The 18,927-nt window shown below is 70.5% G+C and carries 19 protein-coding genes; 2 read left to right on the top strand and 17 right to left on the bottom strand.

Annotated features, from left to right (window positions below; genetic code table 11):
• Positions 1-3: 3 nt before the first annotated feature.
• From ABGB18_RS15585 to infC, 7 genes are all read right to left on the bottom strand, one after another.
• The gene (locus ABGB18_RS15585; protein ID WP_347696186.1) at positions 4-2,559 is read right to left on the bottom strand and encodes a phenylalanine--tRNA ligase subunit beta; all 2,556 of its coding nucleotides are present in this window, start codon (positions 2,557-2,559) and stop codon (positions 4-6) included.
• Positions 2,559-3,599 carry a phenylalanine--tRNA ligase subunit alpha gene (gene pheS / locus ABGB18_RS15580; protein WP_347696244.1) on the bottom strand — a complete coding sequence of 347 codons (1,041 nt, stop codon included), beginning with the start codon at positions 3,597-3,599 and terminating at the stop codon, positions 2,559-2,561. Before pheS ends, ABGB18_RS15585 begins: the two co-directional genes overlap by 1 nt.
• A gap of 129 nt (positions 3,600-3,728) precedes the next feature.
• Complete coding sequence (locus tag ABGB18_RS15575) at positions 3,729-4,820, bottom strand: ATP-binding protein (RefSeq protein ID WP_347696185.1); 1,092 nt, start codon at positions 4,818-4,820, stop codon at positions 3,729-3,731.
• Positions 4,821-4,871: 51 nt separating this feature from the next.
• Positions 4,872-5,675, bottom strand: a complete 804-nt coding sequence (locus ABGB18_RS15570) for an RNA methyltransferase (RefSeq protein WP_347696184.1) — start codon at positions 5,673-5,675, stop codon at positions 4,872-4,874.
• A 92-nt stretch (positions 5,676-5,767) separates the two neighbouring features.
• Positions 5,768-6,151, bottom strand: a complete 384-nt coding sequence (gene rplT, locus ABGB18_RS15565; RefSeq protein ID WP_219538506.1) for a 50S ribosomal protein L20 — start codon at positions 6,149-6,151, stop codon at positions 5,768-5,770.
• Positions 6,152-6,175: 24 nt separating this feature from the next.
• Positions 6,176-6,370: a 50S ribosomal protein L35 gene (gene rpmI / locus ABGB18_RS15560; RefSeq protein ID WP_043622108.1), complete on the bottom strand. Its 195-nt coding sequence runs from the start codon at positions 6,368-6,370 to the stop codon at positions 6,176-6,178.
• Positions 6,371-6,494: 124 nt separating this feature from the next.
• Positions 6,495-7,082, bottom strand: coding sequence for a translation initiation factor IF-3 (gene infC, locus ABGB18_RS15555; RefSeq protein WP_090945400.1), 588 nt, complete (start codon positions 7,080-7,082; stop codon positions 6,495-6,497).
• Positions 7,083-7,411: 329 nt separating this feature from the next.
• Here infC and ABGB18_RS15550 point away from each other — a divergent pair, with 329 nt between their 5' ends.
• Positions 7,412-7,690 carry a type II toxin-antitoxin system Phd/YefM family antitoxin gene (locus ABGB18_RS15550; RefSeq protein WP_347696183.1) on the top strand — a complete coding sequence of 93 codons (279 nt, stop codon included), beginning with the start codon at positions 7,412-7,414 and terminating at the stop codon, positions 7,688-7,690.
• Complete coding sequence (locus ABGB18_RS15545) at positions 7,687-8,112, top strand: type II toxin-antitoxin system VapC family toxin (protein ID WP_347696182.1); 426 nt, start codon at positions 7,687-7,689, stop codon at positions 8,110-8,112. The genes ABGB18_RS15550 and ABGB18_RS15545 overlap by 4 nt, the downstream gene beginning before the upstream one ends.
• Here ABGB18_RS15545 and ABGB18_RS15540 read toward each other — a convergent pair.
• From ABGB18_RS15540 to ABGB18_RS15495, 10 genes are all read right to left on the bottom strand, one after another.
• Positions 8,084-8,983, bottom strand: a complete 900-nt coding sequence (locus ABGB18_RS15540; protein ID WP_347696181.1) for a shikimate dehydrogenase — start codon at positions 8,981-8,983, stop codon at positions 8,084-8,086. The two genes, ABGB18_RS15545 and ABGB18_RS15540, sit on opposite strands and share 29 nt — an antisense overlap.
• A gap of 95 nt (positions 8,984-9,078) precedes the next feature.
• Positions 9,079-10,104, bottom strand: coding sequence for an endolytic transglycosylase MltG (gene mltG, locus ABGB18_RS15535; protein ID WP_347696180.1), 1,026 nt, complete (start codon positions 10,102-10,104; stop codon positions 9,079-9,081).
• Between the two features lie 337 nt (positions 10,105-10,441).
• Entirely contained in the window at positions 10,442-11,494 is a 1,053-nt protein-coding gene (mltG, locus tag ABGB18_RS15530) for an endolytic transglycosylase MltG (protein ID WP_347696179.1), read from the bottom strand.
• Between the two features lie 550 nt (positions 11,495-12,044).
• The gene (ruvX, locus tag ABGB18_RS15525) at positions 12,045-12,524 is read right to left on the bottom strand and encodes a Holliday junction resolvase RuvX (protein ID WP_347696178.1); all 480 of its coding nucleotides are present in this window, start codon (positions 12,522-12,524) and stop codon (positions 12,045-12,047) included.
• Position 12,525: 1 nt separating this feature from the next.
• Positions 12,526-15,210, bottom strand: coding sequence for an alanine--tRNA ligase (alaS, locus tag ABGB18_RS15520; protein WP_347696177.1), 2,685 nt, complete (start codon positions 15,208-15,210; stop codon positions 12,526-12,528).
• A gap of 44 nt (positions 15,211-15,254) precedes the next feature.
• The gene (locus ABGB18_RS15515; protein WP_347696176.1) at positions 15,255-15,485 is read right to left on the bottom strand and encodes a hypothetical protein; all 231 of its coding nucleotides are present in this window, start codon (positions 15,483-15,485) and stop codon (positions 15,255-15,257) included.
• Positions 15,482-15,871 (bottom strand): DUF948 domain-containing protein, encoded by a 390-nt coding sequence (locus ABGB18_RS15510; protein WP_347696175.1) that lies wholly within the window; start codon positions 15,869-15,871, stop codon positions 15,482-15,484. Before ABGB18_RS15510 ends, ABGB18_RS15515 begins: the two co-directional genes overlap by 4 nt.
• An 85-nt stretch (positions 15,872-15,956) precedes the next feature.
• On the bottom strand, positions 15,957-16,820 hold the full coding sequence (locus ABGB18_RS15505; protein WP_347696174.1) for an oxygenase MpaB family protein: 864 nt from the start codon (positions 16,818-16,820) through the stop codon (positions 15,957-15,959).
• A gap of 144 nt (positions 16,821-16,964) precedes the next feature.
• Positions 16,965-18,266, bottom strand: coding sequence for a replication-associated recombination protein A (locus ABGB18_RS15500; protein WP_347696173.1), 1,302 nt, complete (start codon positions 18,264-18,266; stop codon positions 16,965-16,967).
• A gap of 9 nt (positions 18,267-18,275) precedes the next feature.
• The gene (locus ABGB18_RS15495; protein ID WP_347696172.1) at positions 18,276-18,758 is read right to left on the bottom strand and encodes a DUF2231 domain-containing protein; all 483 of its coding nucleotides are present in this window, start codon (positions 18,756-18,758) and stop codon (positions 18,276-18,278) included.
• Positions 18,759-18,927: the final 169 nt, after the last annotated feature.

The following is an 18,927-nucleotide window of genomic DNA, read 5'->3' as shown; positions in this document are numbered from 1 at the left end:
GCCTCAGGCGCTCCGCAACTGCGCCCCCACCCGGTCGGCGGCCATCGCCACCGCCGCGTCCCGGGCCTCGGTCGTCTCCTCGACCGTCAACGTACGGTCCGGAGCCCGGAATCGCATCGTGTAAGCGAGGGACTTGTTCCCCTCACCCACCTGCGCCCCCACGTAGACGTCGAACAGCCGGATCGACTCCAGCAACGCCCCGGCCCCGTCCCGCAGCGCGGCCTCGACATCGGCCACCGGCGTGAAGTCGGGCACGATCAGCGCGACATCCTGCGTGGCCACCGGGTAGGCCGACACAGCGACGGTCTCCACCGGCCCTGGCATCCGGGACTCCAGCCGCGACAGCTCCAGTTCCATGGCGGACGTACGCGCCGGCAGCCCGTAGGCCTCCAGAACCCGCGGATGCAGCTCACCGGCATGCCCCACCAGCGTGTCACCCACGTAGAGCGCCGCGCACCGGCCCGGGTGCCACGGCTCGTGCTGGTCGGCGCTGATCGACAGCTCGACCCCCGCCTCGGCCGCCACCAGCCGCGCGGCCTGCACCGCGTCGGCCCATGAGGCCTGACGCCCGCCGCCCCACCAGCCGGACCGCTCGAACTCCCCGGTCAGCACCACCGCGACCCGCAGCGGCTGGTCGGGCAGCGCCGCCTCGATGGAGGCGAGCTCCTCGGAGGTCGGCCGGCGCTCGACGCCGAGCACCGGCGCCACCTCGGCGGCGTCCTCGCGCGGCCGGTAGACCGCCCCGGTCTCGTAGAGGGCCACGTCGGTGAAGCCGCGCCCGACGTTGCGCACGAGGGTCTTGAGCAGCCCCGGCAGCAGCGTCGTCCGCATCAGCGGCTCGTCCTCGGACAGCGGGTTGGCCAGCCGCACGGCGTGCCGTCGCGCGTCCTCGGCGGGCAGGAGCAGCCGGTCGAGGTCGTCGGCGCTGACGAACGGGTAGCTGAGCACCTCGACGTAGCCGCCCTCGGCCAGCGCCCGGCCGACCCGGCGGCGCAGCCGCTGCCCCTCGGTGAGACCCGCCCCGGCGGGCGCCGCGGGCAGCACCGACGGCAGGCTCTCGTAGCCCTCCAGCCGGATGACCTCTTCGGCCAGGTCGTTCGGGTCGGTGAGGTCGGGCCGCCACGACGGCGGCGTCACCGTGATCATGTCGTCGCCCTTGACGGCCAGCATGGCCGCCAGCGCGCCGCCGGTCACGACCCCGGTCGGGTCGACGCCGCCCGAGCGCACCGCCGGGTCGTCGCCGTCGGTCACGACGCAGCCGACCTGCTCCAGCCTCGCGACCACGGTCGCCTTGGCGTAGGTGACACCGGCCACCGCGGAGGGGTGGCCGGCCGGGAGGGCGATGCGCGCGGGCGTGACGTCCACCTGGGCGTGCGTGACGCCGGGCTGCACGGTGGCGCCGCCCAGCTCGGCCAGCAGGCGCACGGCCCGCCACGAGGCGACGAGCGGCAGCTCCCGGTCCACGCCCCGCTCGAACCGCTTGGACGCCTCCGACACCAGCCCGTGCCGGCGCGACTCGCGCGAGATGCCGGTCGCCGAGAAGTGGGCGGCCTCGATGACGATGTCGGTCGAGACGTCGGAGATCTCGGTCTCCAGCCCGCCCATCGTGCCCGCCATCGAGATCGGCCCCGACTGGTCGGTGATGAGGATGTCGTCGGGGTCGAGGTCGCGCACCACGTGGTCGAGCGTCTCCAGCCGCTCGCCGGCCGCCGCCCGGCGGACGACGATCTCGCCGGTCAGCTTGTCCCGGTCGAACGCGTGCAGCGGCTGCCCCAGCTCCAGCATCAGATAGTTGGTGACGTCGACGGCCAGCGAGACCGGGCGCATGCCCGCCCGCATGAGGCGCAGGCGCATCCAGAACGGGCTGGGCACGGCCGGGTCGAACCCGCGGACCTCGCGCAGCACGAACCGGTCGCACGCCGTGGGGTCGGCGATCGAGGCGGGCCACGACGCGCCGGTCTCCTCGGGCGGCTCCACGTCGGCCGGGTCGCGGAACTCCACCCCGAACGCCGTCGCGGCCTCCCTGGCCACGCCCCTGATCGACAGCGCGTAGCCGATGTCGGGCGTGATCTCCAGCTCGATCACGTCGTCGCGCAGGCCGAGCAGCTCGACCACGTCGCCGCCGATGGGGCTGTCCGCGGGCAGCACCATGATGCCCTTGTGGTCGTCGCCCAGCCCGAGCTCGCGCTCGGAGCAGATCATGCCCTCGGACATGCGCCCGTACGTCTTGCGCGCCCCCACCTCGAACCCGCCGGGCAGCACGCCGCCGGGCAGCACGACGGGCACCCGGTCGCCGACGGCGAAGTTCACGGCACCGCAGACGATCTCGCGCGGCGTCGCCTCGCCCACCTCGACCTTGCAGTGCCTGATCGGCTTCTTGAACCCGGTCAGCTCCTCGATCTCGAGCACCTCGCCGACGACGACGTTCTTGACGTCGTGGCCGTGGGAGGTGATCGACTCCAGCTTGAGCCCGGCCGCGGTGAGCTTGTCGGCCACCTCGTGGGCCGTGACCGCCGGAAGATCGACATGCTCCCGCAGCCAGGAGAGCGGGACCCTCATCAGATCTCCATTCCGAACGGGAGCGTGAACCGCACGTCTCCCTCGACCATGTCACGCATGTCCTCGGCGTTGTGCCGGAACATCAGCGTCCGCTCGATGCCCATCCCGAACGCGAACCCGGAGTAGCGCGCCGGGTCCACCCCGCACGCGACCAGCACCCGCGGGTTGACCATGCCGCAGCCGCCCCACTCGATCCAGCCCTCCGACTTGCAGGTGCGGCAGGGCGGGTTGCCGGGCACCGCCGAGGCCCCGCGGCAGACGAAGCACTTGAGGTCCATCTCGGCGGACGGCTCGGTGAACGGGAAGTAGTTGGGCCGGAACCGGGTCGTGATCCCCTTGCCGAACATCACCTCCGCGAACCGGTCGAGCGTGCCCTTGAGGTGGGCCATCGTCAGCCCCTCGTCCACGGCCAGCCCCTCGGTCTGGTGGAAGACGGGGGTGTGGGTGGCATCGAGCTCGTCGGTGCGGAACGTCTTGCCCGGCGAGATCACGTAGACCGGCAGCTCGCGCTGCAGCAGCGCGCGGATCTGCACGGGCGAGGTCTGCGTACGCAGCACCATGCCCGATTCGGTGGACTCGACGAAGAACGTGTCGTGGTCGGACCGGGCCGGGTGGTCCTTGGCGATGTTGAGCGCGTCGAAGTTGAACCATTCGCCTTCGAGCTCCGGCCCCTCGGCCACTTCGTAGCCCATGGCGATGAACGCGTCGGCGATGCGCTCCTGCAGCGTGGTCAGCGGGTGGCGGGCGCCGCGGGGCCACCGGTCCCATGGCAGGGTGACGTCGACGGTCTCCTCGACGAGCACCCGGGCGTCACGCTCGGCCTCCAGCTCGGCCTGCCGGGCGGCCAGGGCCTCGCTGATCGCTTTGCGCGCGCCACCGACACGCTTGCCCGCCTCGGCGCGGGCGGCCGGCGGCAGCGCGCCGATCTCGCGGTTGGCCAGGGCGATGGGCGAGCGGTCGCCCGCGTGCGCCAGCCTGGCCTGCTTGAGTGCGTCGAGGCTGTCGGCCGCCTTGATCGCCGCCAGGGCGTCGGCCTCCATGCGGGACACCTCGTCGGCATGCAACGGTGTCACCTCGACGGGGTCGTAGTCAGACAAGAGTGAGCTCCGTATCCAGGGCTTGAGCGGAAAAGAGTCTAGTGGGCCCGCCCACCGGGCCCGACTCGATCGCTACGGGGTGGCGAAGTCGGGCGTGCCGGTGGGCACGGTAAATCGAAACTCCGCCCCGCCCTCGGGGGCCCGCTGCACGGTGATCGTCCCGCCGTGCGCCTCGACCAGACCCTTCACGATGAACAGGCCGAGCCCGGTGCCGCCGCGCCTGCGGCTGTTGCCACCCCGCCAGAACTGCCTGAAGACACGCGGAGCCAGCTCGGGCTCGATGCCCTCGCCTTCGTCGCGCACCGACACGGCAACTCCCCATCCGACGGACTCGATCTCAATTGTCACGGTGCCGCGGCCGTGACGCACCGCGTTTTCCACCAGATTACCCAGAATCTGGTCGATCTTGTCCTGGTCAAGCCACATTTCGGGGAGGTCGTCGACGGAGAGCAGCCGGAAGCGCTCCTCGGCCTCGCCGGCCGCCACCCGGCCGGCGACGAGCCTGCGTGCCCTGGCGGGGATGTCCACGACCTGGCGGCGCACCTCCAGCCGCCCGGACTCGATCCGCGAGACGTCGAGCAGCTCGGTGATGAGCCTGGTGACCCGGTCGGCGTCGTTGTTGACGGTCTCCAGCATGACGCGCTTCTGCTCGTCGGTGAAACGCGTCCACTTGGCCAGCAGCGTGGCCGTGAACCCCTTGACGCTGGTCAGCGGCGAGCGCAGCTCGTGGGCCACGGTGGAGACCAGGTCGGCGCGGCTGCGCTCCAGCCGGGCGCGCGCGCCGCCGTCGCGCATGCTGATCGCCACCCGCTCGACCTCGCCGGCGCGCTCGGGCTCGCGCACCAGCCGGGCCGCGACGTAGAGCTCCTGGCCGCCCGGCAGGTGCAGCGGCCGCTCCGGCACCCGGCTGCGGGTGCACAGGCCACCCTCGGGGTCCAGCGCCTTCCACCAGTCGCGCCCGTCGTGGTCGCGAAAGGGGAAGACGTCGTTCATGTGCCTGCCGACCGCGCGCTCCACGGGGACGCCGGTGAGCCTGGCGGCGGCCCGGTTGACCGCGAGCACGCAACCGAATCTGTCGGTCACGATGAGGCCGTCGGGCAACTCGTCAATGCCGATCGTGCACACGGCGGCCACCACCCGCCCGTCGGTGTCTGCGCCGTGCACGAACTCGCCTCCTCCGCGTACACCGCCGACAATAGCGGGTTTTCCAGCCGCCTAGGGCACTCGCTGAGCCCTGGCGGAGGAGTAAAGGCACACCGCCGCGGCCGTGGCCAGGTTCAGGCTTTCGGCCTGTCCGTAGATGGGCACTCTGACCACATCGTCCGCCTCCGCCAATATCTCCTCCGGCAGTCCCCAGGCTTCGTTCCCGAAGATCCACGCGGTGGGTCCCGACAGATCGACGTCGTCGAGCGTGTGCTTGCCCGCGCCGTCGGCCGCCAGCACGCGCAGGCCGCGCTCCTTGAGTTGACGCACGGCGGCGCTCACCGGTGCACCGATGACGACGGGCAGATGAAACAGGCTGCCTACGCTGGCGCGTACGCACTTTCCGTTGTACGGGTCGACGGAGGCGTCGGTGAAGACCACGGCGTCGGCGCCGGCCGCGTCGGCCGCCCGCATGACGGTCCCGGCGTTGCCGGGGTCGCGCACGTGGGCCAGCAGCGCGACCAGCCGAGGCTCCCCGTCCAGGGCCTGCTCCAGCGGGACGTGCACGAGCCGGCACACGGCCAGCAGCCCCTGCGGGGTGACGGTCTGGGACAGCTCGGCCATGACCTCGCCGCTGGCCCGGTGCACGGGGACGCCCTGGAGCGTGGCCTCGGTGATCAGCTCCGCGTGCCGCAGCTCGGCCTCGGCCGTGCAGAACAGCTCCAGCGTCACGCCGCCGAGCTTGAGCGCCTCACGTACCGCCTGCGGCCCCTCGGCCAGGAATCTGCGGTCCTGGTCCCGGAAGGCCCGCTTGGTGAGCCGCCTGGCCGCCTTCACCCGCGGCGACTTCACGTTGGTCAGCTCGGACCCGGCCATCGTCTTCCCCCATGTGTACGTTTCAGCCCCGCGTGCCTTACATATGGCAAAGGGCCCACCGTCATCGGTGGGCCCCTCGGTCAGGCGTCGCTTCAGCTCGCGGCCGGAGCGTTCACGTTCGCCGGCAGGGCCTTCTTGGCCGCCTCGACGAGCGTGGCGAAGGTCTGGCTGTCGTTGACCGCGAGGTCAGCCAGGATCTTGCGGTCGACCTCGATGTTGGCCAGGCGCAGACCCTGGATCAACCGGTTGTAGGTCATGCCGTTCTGGCGGGCGGCGGCGTTGATCCGCTGAATCCACAGCCGGCGGAACGCACCCTTACGGTCCTTGCGGTCCCGGTAGGCGTACGTCATCGAGTGGAGCATCTGCTCCTTGGCCTTGCGGTAGAGACGTGACCGCTGGCCACGGTAACCGCTCGCCCTCTCGAGGACGACCTTGCGCTTCTTCTTGGCGTTGAGCGCCCGCTTCACGCGTGCCATGTTTCTTCTCCCCGGGGGTTCGCGCTACTTGGCGAGCAGCTTCTTGATCTTCTTGGAATCGGCGTCGGAAAGGACGACCTCGTTCTTGAGACGGCGCGTCAGCGTGGACGACTTCCACTCGTTGTAGTGCGCGCGGTTGGCACGGCGACGCTTGATCTTGCCGGTGCCGGTAAGCCGGAACCGCTTCTTCGCACCGCTGTGCGTCTTCATCTTCGGCATGTCGCCGTCTCTCCTCGTTTCGGTCGTGCCACTGGCCGGGCCGGTGCTGGCCGGCCCGGTAGCGGCGTCTTCGTCTGCCGGTGGCTGAATCGGGGCGCCGTGTAAGGCTAACCCCAACCGCGGGTCATCCTTCCTGTGGGGAAGTGTCCTCGCTGCCACGCTGCGCCTTGGCTGCGGCCTTTTCGGCCTTGGCCTCGGCTTTCTTCTTGTGCGGACCGATCACCATGATCATGTTACGGCCGTCCTGCTTGGCGTGGGACTCCACGAAGCCGAGCTCCTGGACGTCGTCCGCCAGCCGCTGCAGCAGCCGGAAACCCAGCTCCGGCCGGGACTGCTCACGTCCGCGGAACATGATCGTGACTTTGACCTTGTCTCCCGCCTTGAGGAACCGCACCACGTGACCCTTCTTGGTCTCGTAGTCGTGCGGGTCGATCTTCGGCCGGAGCTTGATCTCCTTGATGATCGTGTGCGCCTGATTCTTGCGCGCCTCGCGCGCCTTCATCGCGGACTCGTACTTGAACTTGCCGTAGTCCATGAGCTTGCACACGGGCGGTCGAGCCGTGGCCGCGACCTCGACGAGGTCGAGGTCGGCCTCCTGGGCGAGCTTCAGCGCGTCATGTATGGAGACGATGCCTACCTGCTCGCCGTTCGGGCCCACGAGGCGAACCTCGGGAACTCGGATACGCTCGTTGATGCGGGGCTCAGTGCTGATGGGGCCTCCTAGGTTTGCGATCCCTACGTGCTCGTCGTGCCGGAGCTCATCGCGCGAACGCGAAAAGCCCCGCACGTCGCGCATGCGGGGCCACTGAGCTCGTCGGCTTCGTGACCTCGAGCTCCCCGGAGTGATCCGGCGTGATCCTGGACCCGGCCACCGCTCCGGTGACTCAGGTGGGAGGGAGACCTCCGCTTGCGCGTCCAGCAAGGCATGCCGGACCGATCAGGGAGCTACATTACCACAACGGCGAGGCTTCCTCGAATCATCCCACCCAGCGCAACCAAGCGCGATAGTCTTCTGTCCAGACTAGACAGAAAAGGGGCCCAATGACTGCAACCCACATAGAAGCGACCAAATGGCAGCTACAGGAGGCCAAACAGCGCTTCAGCGAAGTCGTCAGGAAGGCCCACGACGAGGGGCCCCAGATCGTCACCAGGCACGGAAGGGATGTGGCGGTGATCCTCGACATGGAGGAATACCGCCAACTCAAGAGGAGAAACCAGCCCGACTTCAAGGAATTCCTGCTCAGCTCCCCCGACTGGCCGGACGACCTGGAGATCCCGCGCGCCAATGACCTTCCTCGAGAAGTGGACCTCGACTGGTGAGCGTCGGCTACGTCCTCGACACGAACATCATTTCGGAGGTACGCAAACCGCACGGCAACCTCGACGTCAAAAGCTGGGTGGGCTCCTCGCTGGGACCGACGCTCTTCCTCAGCGTCATCTCCATCGGCGAGATCCGCTGGGGCATCGAGCAACGCAGGCGCAGCGATCCCAAACAGGCGTTGGTCCTCGAACGCTGGCTGGCCCGCCTCTACAACTCCTTCCGGGACCGGATCATCCCGATCACCGCCGACATCGTGGAGGAATGGGGCCGCCTCCGAAGTGAACGCTCCCGTGGAACCTCGGACATGCTGATCGCCGCCACAGCCAAGGTGCACGGCTGGAGTGTGGTCACCCGCAACGTGAAGGACTTCGCGGACACGGGCGTGACCGTGATCAACCCGTTCGACTGGCCGAGCGCCTGAGGAGTTCCGCTTCACCGGCCGCGCGCATCGCCTCCACGGGCACGTCCGTGCGGCCGGTCATCAGCTCCACCTGGCGCACCGCCTGGTGGACCAGCATCGCGAACCCGCCGACCACCGTGCCGCCCGCCGCCCGCACGGCCGCCGCCGCGCCGGTCGGCCAGGGTGAGTAGACCACGTCGAAGAGCGCCGGCACCCCCGCCAGCCGCGCCGCGAAGGCGTCGGCGGCCCCGCCGGGCAGTGTGGACACCACCAGATCCACCCCCGTCATGGCGTCCGGCTTGTCCATCGTCCCGACCGCCAGTGCCACGCCCAGCCGCTCGGCCACCCGCACCGTCTCCCCAGCCCGCGCCGGATCGCGCACCAGCAGCGTGGCGGAGAACAGCCCGAGGTTGCGCAGCGCCGCCAGGGCGGAAGCGGCCGTGGCCCCTCCGCCCAGCACGGTCGCCGAGCGCGGCGCGGGCACCCCGGCCTCGGCCAGCGCCTGCTCGATGCCGTAGACGTCGGTGTTGTGGCCGTGTCGCAGCCCGTCGCGGAACACCACGGTGTTGGCCCCGCCCACCTCCACGGCCAGGTCGGACACCGTGTCGAGCAGGGGCAGCACGGCCCGCTTGAGCGGCATCGTCAGCGACAGCCCCGCCCAGGCGTCCCCATCCGACGGGTCCTGTCCCGCCGCCGGGCCGGCCTGCCCGGCGTCACCCGTGATCTGGCCGCGCACGGGCGTCAGCTCCCGCAGCAGCCCCGGCAGCCGTGCCTCGTCGCACTCGAACGCCTCGTAGGTCCACCCGCCGAGCCCCATCGCCTGGTAGGCGGCCCGGTGCAGGCAGGGCGAGAGCGAATGGCCGATGGGCGACCCCATCACCGCAGCCCGCATCCACACTCCTCGCGAAATCCGACCACGACGACCCTATCGCCCTCGCCCGCTCGGGCGACCCCTGGAGCGCGGCGGGACGTCCCGCCGCGACTCCGTCAGCCGCCGTTCCGCTTGTACTCGGCGAGCAGCGCCACGCGCTCGGCATCCGTCACGGCGAACTTGGTGACATTGCTCTTGGGGTCGGTGGCGACGAACCAGAGCCAGTTGCCCTTCGCCGGGTTCAATGCCGCCTCGATGGCGTGGTCGCCGGGGTTCGAGATCGGGCCGGGCGGCAGGCCGTGGTACATGTACGTGTTGTACTTGCTCTTGGTCTTCGTCTCCGCGAAGGTGGCGGCGGTGTCGTACTTGTTCAGCGCGTACATGACCGTGCTGTCCATCTCCAGCTTCATCTGCGGCTCACGCTCCAGCCGGTTGTAGATGACGCGGGCGATCTTCGGCATGTCCTCCTGCCGACCGGCCTCGGCCTGCACGATGCTGGCGATGATCATGATGTCGTGCGGCGTGTGGCCGAGCGCTTTGGCGCTGCCTTCGAGGTCCATCTGCTCGGCCGTCTTCTTGTAGCGTTCGACCATCGCCGCCAGCATCTGCGTCGGCGTGGTCTTCGGCTGGAACTCGTACGTGGCCGGGAAGGCGTACCCCTCCAGCCTGCCCTTGGCGTAGGACGGCAGGTCGAGCTCGTCGACGGCCTCGGCCGCGGCCTTGAACTCGTCCTCCGGCTTGCCGGTCTTCTCGGCCAGCGTGGTCAAGGTGTCGGACAGCCGCAGGCCCTCCTTGATCGTCACCCTCTCGAGCAGCCGGTTGCTCGGAACCAGCAGCTCCACCGCGCTCGCGGCCGACATCTGCTTGCGCAGCTTGTACGAGCCGGGCTGCAGCGACCCGCTCCTGTTCGCGTTGCCGATCGCGTTGGTGAACGCCCTGGCGCTGGCCACGACCCCCTGCCGCTCCAGCTCCTGCGCCACGTCGGAGGCGTTCTGGCCGTCCTTGATCTCCACGACGACCTCGCCCTTGCCCTTACCGGCGAAGTCGTCGGGCACGAGCGCGTCGCTGACCCACATGTAGCCGAAGTAGCCGCCCCCGCCGATGATGCCCGCCAGGACGACGAAGGCGAGCAGGGGCGCCATGAAACCACCCCGATTGCGGCGCCTTCGCCTCCTGCGGCCGCGTTTGCCGGAACCACGGGTACGACGCCCGGGACGACCCTCGTCGTCCTCCGCGCCGAGCAAGGTGTTCAGATCGAGATCGTTCATAGGTGCGCTGGCCAATCTCCCGGTTCGGCCCGCCGGGCGTCAAGCGAAACCGCCCAACCGGCTGAGGTCACCGAGCGAAACTGGGGGATCCGCCGGACATGCTCCCACGACCAGCGGAGATCACTCTGGGTAGCCATGCTAAGGGACGGAAAGAGGGCGCATGCCCCTTTTTGGGGCTTTTGCGCAGGGCCGGGGGTGGTCCCGTCGAACATCATCTCGTCCCGAGGTTCTTGTTCAACTCTTCCCGGTATCTCACGAACTCGCTCTCTTTGTTGGTGAATTTGGTGATTCTATGCGCCGGATCCGTCGTCACAAACCAGTGCCAATCACCGTCGGCCGGGTTCAGGGCCGCCATCAGCGCCTTCTCCCCCGGATTGGCGATGGGCCCAGGTGGCAGTCCCTTGTGACGGTAGGTGTTGTACGGAGAGTCGACCTTGGTGTCCTTCTCGGTCACTCTCAGCGTCCGGCGGTTCTGCGCGTACAGCACGGTGCTGTCGATCTCCAGCGGGGTGCCCTTCTCCAAACGGTTGTAGATCACCCTGGAGATCTTGGGATAGTCCTCGTCGGTCCCGCCCTCGGCCTGGATCATGCTGGCCACCGTGACGACCTCCAGCGGGGTCAGCCTCAGATGGGCGGCCTGCTCCTTCAGATCCACGTGCCGCGCCGCGGTGGCGAAGCGCTCTGTCATCGCCGCCAGCACGTCCACGGCCGTGTCGCCGGGCTCGACCTCGTACGTCGCCGGGAACAGGAACCCTTCGAGCCCCGGCGCGTACTCCGGCAGCCCGATGAGGGCCTTGTCGACGCTCTGCAGCTCCTTGAGCGGCAGCCCGGTCTGCTGGGCGAGGCGGGCCAGCACCTCGCTGGTACGCATGCCCTCGGGCAGTGTCACCCGCCGTACGATCTTGGACGAGGGCGAGAGCAGCAGGTCGAGCGCCGCCCCGGCGGACATGCCCTTGCGCAGCCGGTAGTGACCCGGCCGCAGCCTGCCGGTCACCGCGCGCTCCTCGCTCGCGTTCACGAACGACTGGACGCTCGCCACGACCCCCGCCTCGGCCAGCCTGGAGCCGATCGCCTCGGCGCTGGACCCGGGCGTGATGCGCACGGTCACGGAACCGCTCCCGGGCCCCTCGAAGTCATCGGGACTCAGGTACGGCTTGAGCACCACGATCGCCCCCGCACCCAGGACCACCACGGCGACGACCAGCCCGGCGGTCAGCATGCCCGCCTTACGTATCGCCCGCTGCCGCTGCCCGGAATGTGGCACGATCTCGGCCGCTCCCTCGGCCTCGTCTCCGGGCCCGGGCTCGGCACCGGCCGCTGCCGCACGCCCAGACCCGTCCTCGGGCTCGTATGCGGGCTCGGGCCCGTCCTCGGGCCCGCTTCCACGCTCGGCCCTGTCCTCGGGCCCGCGTCCGGGCTCGGACCCGTCCTCAGGCCCGCGTCCAGACTCCGGCGCACGCTCAGACCCGTGGGTCTCCCGCCTGTCCCCGGGCTCAGCCCCAGCCCCAGCCCCAGCCTCGGAGCCAGCCTCGGAGCCAGCCTCGGAGCCAGGCTGAGGCCCGGCCCCGGCCGCGGAATCCGTCCCGGGCTCGGAGCCGGCCCCGGACCGGAACCCGGCCGCACCCCCGGACCCGGCCTCGGGACGCTCACCGCGCGGCGCCTGCGCGCCTTCGCCGGCCTGGTCCTCCGAGCTGAACGGGATCACGTCCCCGGTGTCCTCGTCCTCCGGCGTGCCGTTCACGAGACCACCTCGCCACTCGCCCCCGCGGACCGGTGCCGCACGGCAGCGGTCGCATCCCCCGTGGTGCGCGCGCTCATGAGGCAGGTCCGTCGGCCGCGGAAGGCGGTTCGACGGGCCTGCCTGGTGGTCTGTCGGTGGCACGCTCGGCGTCGAGCGCGTCCTGCAGCAGCACGACCGCGGCCGCCTGGTCGACGACCCCGCGCTGCTTCTTGGCCTTCACGCCGCTGGCCCGCAGGCCCTGCTGGGCGGCGACCGTGGTCAGCCGCTCGTCGAAGAGTCGTACGGGCGTGGGCGCGAGCCGGGCGGCGAGGTCGGCGGCGAAGCGGCGCGCCAGCGCCGCCGCCTGCCCCTCCCGCCCCGACAGCGAGGTGGGCAACCCCACCACGACCTCGATCGCCTCGTGCTCGGCGACGATCGCGGCGATGCGCGCCAGGTCGCCCTTGCCCCGCCTGACGGTCTCGACCGGCGTGGCCAGCAGCCCCGAAGGGTCACTGCGGGCCACGCCGACGCGTACGGAGCCGACGTCCACGCCGATCCGTGAACCGAACCTCATGTCAGCCGACGTGCCCCACGGTCTTGTCCGCGATGGCCTGCTCGACCAAACGCAGCGCGTCGCCGATCGCCTCCGGTCGTGTGCCGCCACCCTGCGCGACGTCGTCCTTGCCGCCACCGCCACCCCCAAGCGCCTTGGCGGCGACGCCCACCAGTTGCCCGGCCTTGAGCCCCCGCTCGCGTCCCGCCTCATTGACCGCGGCAACCACCACTGGCCGGTCAGAGGGGGCACCGGCGATCACGACGACCGCCGGCCTGTCTGCCGGGAACCTGCCACGCACATCCAGCGCGAGCTTACGCAGATCATCCGCGCCGGTGCCATCAGGCGCGCGGTGTGTCACGACGGAGACGCCCTGCACGTCACGGGGCTGGGCGGCCAGCGAGCCCGCCACTTCGAGCACCTGGGCGGAGCGGAGCTTCTCCAGCTCCTTCTCCGCCGTGCGCAGCCGGGTGACGATGCCGTCGATCCGCTCGGGCAGCTCCTCGCGGCGCGCCTTGAGCTGCTCGGTGAGCTGGGCGACCAGCACGCTCTCGCGGGCCAGGAAGCGGAAGGCGTCGATGCCGACGAGCGCCTCGACGCGGCGCACGCCCGCGCCGACCGACTGCTCGCCCAGCACCTTGACCAGGCCGAGCTGGCCCGAGCTGTGGACGTGGGTGCCACCGCACAGCTCGCGCGAGTAGTCGCCGATCTCGACCACGCGGACCTCGTCGCCGTATTTCTCACCGAACATCGCCAGCGCGCCCATCGCCCTGGCCTCGGCCTGCGAGGTGTAGAAGGCGTTGACCCTGAGGTCGTTGATCAGCACGGCGTTGACCTCGTCCTCGACGTCGCGCAGCACGCTGGCCGGGACCGCGCCCGCCGCGGTGAAGTCGAAGCGGAAGCGGCCCGGCGAGTTTTCCGAGCCGGCCTGCGCCGCGGTCTCGCCGAGCGCGTTCTTGAAGCCGCGGTGGACGAGGTGGGTGGCGCTGTGGCTGCGCGAGATCGCGCGGCGGCGCTCGATGTCGATCTCCGCCTGCGCCTCGTCGCCGACCTTGAGCTCGCCGCCGGTGACCTTGCCGCGGTGCACGACGAGCCCGGCGATCGGCGACTGCACGTCGACGACCTCCACCTCGGCGCCGCCGGTGCGGATCACGCCCTGGTCGGCGAGCTGGCCGCCGCCCTCGGCGTAGAACGGGGTGCGCCCGAGCACGACCTCCACGGTCGTGCCCGCGCCCGCGACGGGCACCGGCACACCGTCCACGAGGACGCCGACCACGCTCGTGTCGGCCTCGGTCTGGTCGTAGCCGAGGAACTCGACCTTGCCCGCCGACTCCAGCAGCTGCCCGAACACCGAGATGTCGGCGTTGCCGGTCTTCTTCGCCGCGGCGTCGGCCTTGGCCGCCTGCCGCTGCTCCTTCATGAGACGGCGGAAGCCCTCCTCATCGACCTCGAGCCCGTGCTCGGCCGCCATCTCCAGCGTGAGGTCGATCGGGAACCCGTAGGTGTCGTGCAGCTTGAACGCCTGCTCGCCCGGGATCGCGGTGGCGGACCTGCGCTTGGTCTCCTCGACCGCCACGTCGAAGATCGCCGTGCCGGTGCGCAGCGTGCCCAGGAAGGACGCCTCCTCGGCGTCGATGATCCCGTGGATCTGCGGCGCGTCGGCCTTGAGCTCGGGGTATTGCTCGCCCATGACGTTGATCGCGACGTCGGTCAGCTCGTGCATGTAGCGGTCGTCGCCGGAGCCGAGCAGGCGCAGGTTGCGCACCGAACGGCGCAGGATGCGGCGCAGCACGTAGCCGCGGCCCTCGTTGCCCGGCAGGACGCCGTCGGCGACCAGCATGGTGCCGGTCCGCACGTGGTCGGCGATCACCCGAAGGCTCACGTCGGCGCGGTGGTCGCGCCCGTAGCGGGTCTTGGTGAGCTCGGCCGCCTTGTCCAGGATCTTGTACGTGGTGTCGATCTCGTAGAGGTTGTCGACGCCCTGCAGGATCGTCGCCATGCGCTCCAGGCCCATGCCGGTGTCGATGTTCTTCGCCGGCAGCTCGCCCGCCACGTCGAAGTCGACCTTGGAGCGGACGGCGCTGAGCTGATACTGCATGAAGACGAGGTTCCAGACCTCCAGGTAACGCTCCTCGTCGGCGACCGGGCCGCCCTCCTTGCCGTATTCGGCGCCGCGGTCGTAGTAGATCTCCGAGCAGGGGCCGCCGGGGCCCGCCACGCCCATGTGCCAGTAGTTGTCCTCCAGGCCGCGGCGCTGGATGCGCTCCACGGGCACGCCGACGCGGTTGCGCCAGATGTCGTACGCCTCGTCGTCGTCGTGGTAGATCGTCGCCCAGAGCCGCTCCTCGGGGAAGCCGAAGCCGCCGTCGGACTCCGACCTGGTGAGCAGCTCCCACGCGAACGGGATCACTTCGGCCTTGAAGTAGTCGCCGAAGGAGAAGTTGCCGAGCATCTGGAAGAACGTCGCGTGCCGCGTGGTCTTGCCGACCTCTTCGATGTCGGGGGTGCGCACGCACTTCTGCGCGGTGGCCAGCCGGGACGCCGGAGGCTTGCGCTGCCCCAGGAAGTACGGCTTGAACGGCGCCATACCGGCATTGATCAGGAGAAGCGTGGGGTCCTCAGCAACCAGGCTGGCCGAGGGCACTACCTTGTGCCCACGCTCCTCGAAGAAGCGCAGGAAGCGGCGGGCGATCTCTGCCGACTCCATGATGGCCATCCTTTGCATTAGTCATCGGGTCGTCTTGCTTGTCTTCAGCTGTTGCTCTCAGGGTTGTCGAGCCCGAACCGTGCCCGCAACTCTGTTTCGCGCTCCGCGGCCTCGCCGAGCGCGTCCGTAGTAAAGTCTCTCACCCGCCGGAGCATCCCCGCCGCGCCGTCGGCGGTCCTGCGGGCGACATGGTCGGGATGGAGCGCCTGAAGCCTGCGCATCACCCAGAGGGTGAGGAAGGCGCCCAGCGACAGGTAGAACAGCCTTCTGATCACGGCTGTCGCCTCCGAGCCGGCACGGTCTCCCGGCGCGGCCTGCGGGACTCGATGGCGCGCCGCACGCCGTAGCCGAGCGCGGACACCTTGATCAGCGGCCCGGTGAAGATGGTCTGCGTCACGGCGCTGAGCTTCGCCGCGTGCCCGCTGACCTGCTTGACGTCCTTGGCGATGGCCTCGACGGCGACCAGTTGCCTGTTGGTCTCGTTGACCGTGAGGCTCATGTCGTCAAGGAGCGGCGCCAGCCGGGTGGTCAGATCGGAGACCGCCTTGGTGGTCTCGGTGAGCAGCCTGGTGAGCTTGACGAGCACCATGGCGAGAACGCAGACCAGGACAATCCAGCCCGTGGCGGCGATCAGACCGGCGACCTCTCCAGCGGTAAGCATCCGCTCATCTCCCTCGTACGCTGGGCCGGAACGCCAGAACCCTATCGCGTTCGAGTGACAACGTTGGTGAGGCCGCCGAGCCCGGTCAGGCCGCCACGCCCGTCCCCGGGGCTCCGGCGGGCGCCCGCATGAGCCCGCGGGCGGCCCTGATCTCCGGCTCCACCAGGCTTTCCGGCATGGCCGTGGCCGCCGCGCGCAACGCCTTGAGCGCCACGTCGGCGGCGTATCCGGCCGCGCTGTCGCCATCGCAACCGTACATCCGCCTGGCCCAGCCGGGCAGCGTGGCGAACGCCAGCGCGCCCGCCGCGGGCAGCGAGCCGAGGGTTAGCGGCGGGGTACGGAGGGCGAGCCGGAACGACAGGCGCGGGCTGACGGTACGGCGCAGCGCGTCGCGGGCCTCGTCGGTGGCGGCCAGGTGCGGGAGCATGCCGTCGAGGTAGGCGCGCAGCCCGGCCACGTCGCCGGGCACGTCGCGGGCGCCGACGAGCAGGGCGCTGCGCCGCTGCTCGGCCACGTACGCGTCGGCCTCGGCGGCGGTGAGCGGCACGCCGGAGCGGCGGGCCAGCTCCAGGAAGGAGGAGACCTCGGCGCAGTGGGCCCAGCGCAGGTTCTCCTGCTCGTCCACCCGGAACAGGACGCCGTTGTCGGTGTCCAGGCCGATCAGCCGGGCGTGCACCTGGCGGATCCGCTCACCGGCCCGCTCGGCCTGCTCGGCGGTGCCGAACGTGCGCACGGTGACGAAGTCGAGCTGCCGCCGCAGCCGGGCGTGGGCCACCTCGGGGTCGTCGAGCACGCAGTTCTGGGCGATGCCGCGGATGGTGCGCGGGTGCAGGGCCTGGAGCTGGAAGGCACGCAGCGCGGCCGGCCGGCCGAGGGTCTCGGTGTGCACTCGCCAGGTGATCGACTCCGGGCCGAAGAGGCCGCCGTGGGGGGTGACAGTCGCCTTCACAGGGTGAGTGATTCCCCGCGATCACCGCGTCTACCGCGCCTCCGCACGCGGCGGTGCGGAGGCGCGGTGGGTGGGTCCGATGCCACGCAGGAGGCCGGAGCGGCGGAGTCGGACGCGCGGTGAGGCGGGCGGAGCGGGGCGGGGTCAGGTGCCGCGCAGGAAGTCGCGGATCCTGGCCCAGCGGTCGGCTATCGGGGCCTCGGCGCCGTGGCGCGTGGGCTCGTAGTAGCGGCGGGTGCGGATCTGCTCGGGCGCGTAGTCCTGGCGCACCAGGCCGTGCTCGAAGTCGTGCGGGTATTTGTAGCCATCGCCGTGGCCGAGCTTGGCCGCGCCCGGGTAGTGGGCGTCGCGCAGGTGGCCGGGGACCTGGCCGATCAGGCCGCGGCGGACGTCGCCGGCCGCCGCGCCGATGGCCTTGACCACGGCGTTGGACTTGGGCGCCGTGGCGCAGTGGATGACCGCGTGGGCCAGGTTGATCTGCCCCTCCGGCAGGCCGATGAGCTGCACCGCCTGCGCGACGGCCACCGCGGTCTGCAGGCAGGTGGGGTCGGCCAGGCCGACGTCCTCGGAGGCGAAGATGACGATGCGGCGGGCGATGAAGCGCGGGTCCTCCCCCGCCTCGATCATCCGGGCCAGGTAGTGCAGCGCCGCGTCGGCGTCGGATCCGCGCATCGACTTGATGAACGCGCTGATCACGTCGTAGTGCTGGTCGCCCTGGCGGTCGTAGCGCACGGCCGCCTTGTCGACGGCCTTCTCCACCACCTCGACGGTGATGTCGTCGGCCAGCAGCGCCGCCGCCTCCAGGTAGGTCAGCGACCTGCGGGCGTCGCCGCCCGCGAGGCGTACGAGATGCTCCAGGGCGGCGGGGGCCAGCGTGGCGCGCCCGCCCAGGCCGCGCGGGTCGGACACGGCCCGCTCCAGCACCGCGCGCACGTCGTCCTCGGACAGCGACTCCAGGGTGAGCAGCAGCGAGCGCGACAGCAGCGGCGAGATGACCGAGAAGAACGGGTTTTCGGTGGTCGCCCCGATGAAGGTGACCCAGCGGTTCTCCACGGCCGGCAGCAGCGCGTCCTGCTGGGCCTTGTTGAAGCGGTGCACCTCATCGACGAACAGCACGGTCTGGCGGCCGGACATGCCGAGCTCGCGGCGGGCGTTGTCGATGGCGGCGCGCACGTCCTTGACGCCGGCCGACACGGCGGACACCTCGACGAAGCGGCGCTTGGTGACATTGGACACCACGTAGGCGAGGGTGGTCTTGCCGGTGCCCGGCGGCCCCCACAGGAACAGCGACATGGGAGCCTCGCTCTCCACCAGCCGCCGCAGCGGGGTGCCCGGACCGAGCAGATGCCGCTGGCCGATCACCTCGTCGAGGGTGCGCGGTCGCATCCGGACCGCGAGGGGCTGCGGGGTGGCCTCCTCAGCCGCCGAATCGAACAGGCTCTCCACAATGCGAGACTACATGCCCCACACCGCTCTCGCTCCCGAGTCACCGGCGCGGAAGACGTAGTAGCCGGCCACCGCGGCCAGCACCACCGTCAGTCCGGACAGGAGCACGGTCACCGACCGGCCGAACCGGTCGCGGCCGACGGAGTCGCGGGCGGGGCGGCTGGCGTACACGAGGAGCAGCGCCGCCACGGCCAGCCCGAGCGCCGACAGCAGCAGCGGTGTGGCGAAGCTCTGGTGGGTGGCGATGCGCGCGCCCAGCGTGCCGTCGGCCGAGGCGAAGCGGGCCTCCTTGAGGTTCTCGCCGCTCTCCCTGGCCGCGAAGACCGCGGCGGGCGCGGCCAGGGAGAGCAGCACCACCGCCCACGCCAGGTGGGTACGCCAGCGCGGCAGCAGCGCGTAGACCGCGGCGGCGGCGACGAGCAGCGGCGTCAGCACGACGGCGAAGTGAATGATCAATGGATGGGCCGGCAGGCCGAGGATCTGGTCGAACATGGGGTCTCCTTAGTGCTCATTTCAACTACGAATCCCGGCACCGGATGGTTCGCGGCCCCGTAGACCCCAGTCAGTGGATTTCGCCACTTATGCCAGACAGATCTCGGAGGCCGGTAGCATTCGCGGAGTTGTTTGGTCATGTGTCGGCAAAAGATGAAGGAGATATGCG

The sequence above is a fragment of the Nonomuraea sp. B12E4 genome (genome assembly GCF_039871825.1).
Lineage (GTDB): Bacteria > Actinomycetota > Actinomycetes > Streptosporangiales > Streptosporangiaceae > Nonomuraea.
This window is presented reverse-complemented; position numbering and strand designations above follow the sequence as displayed.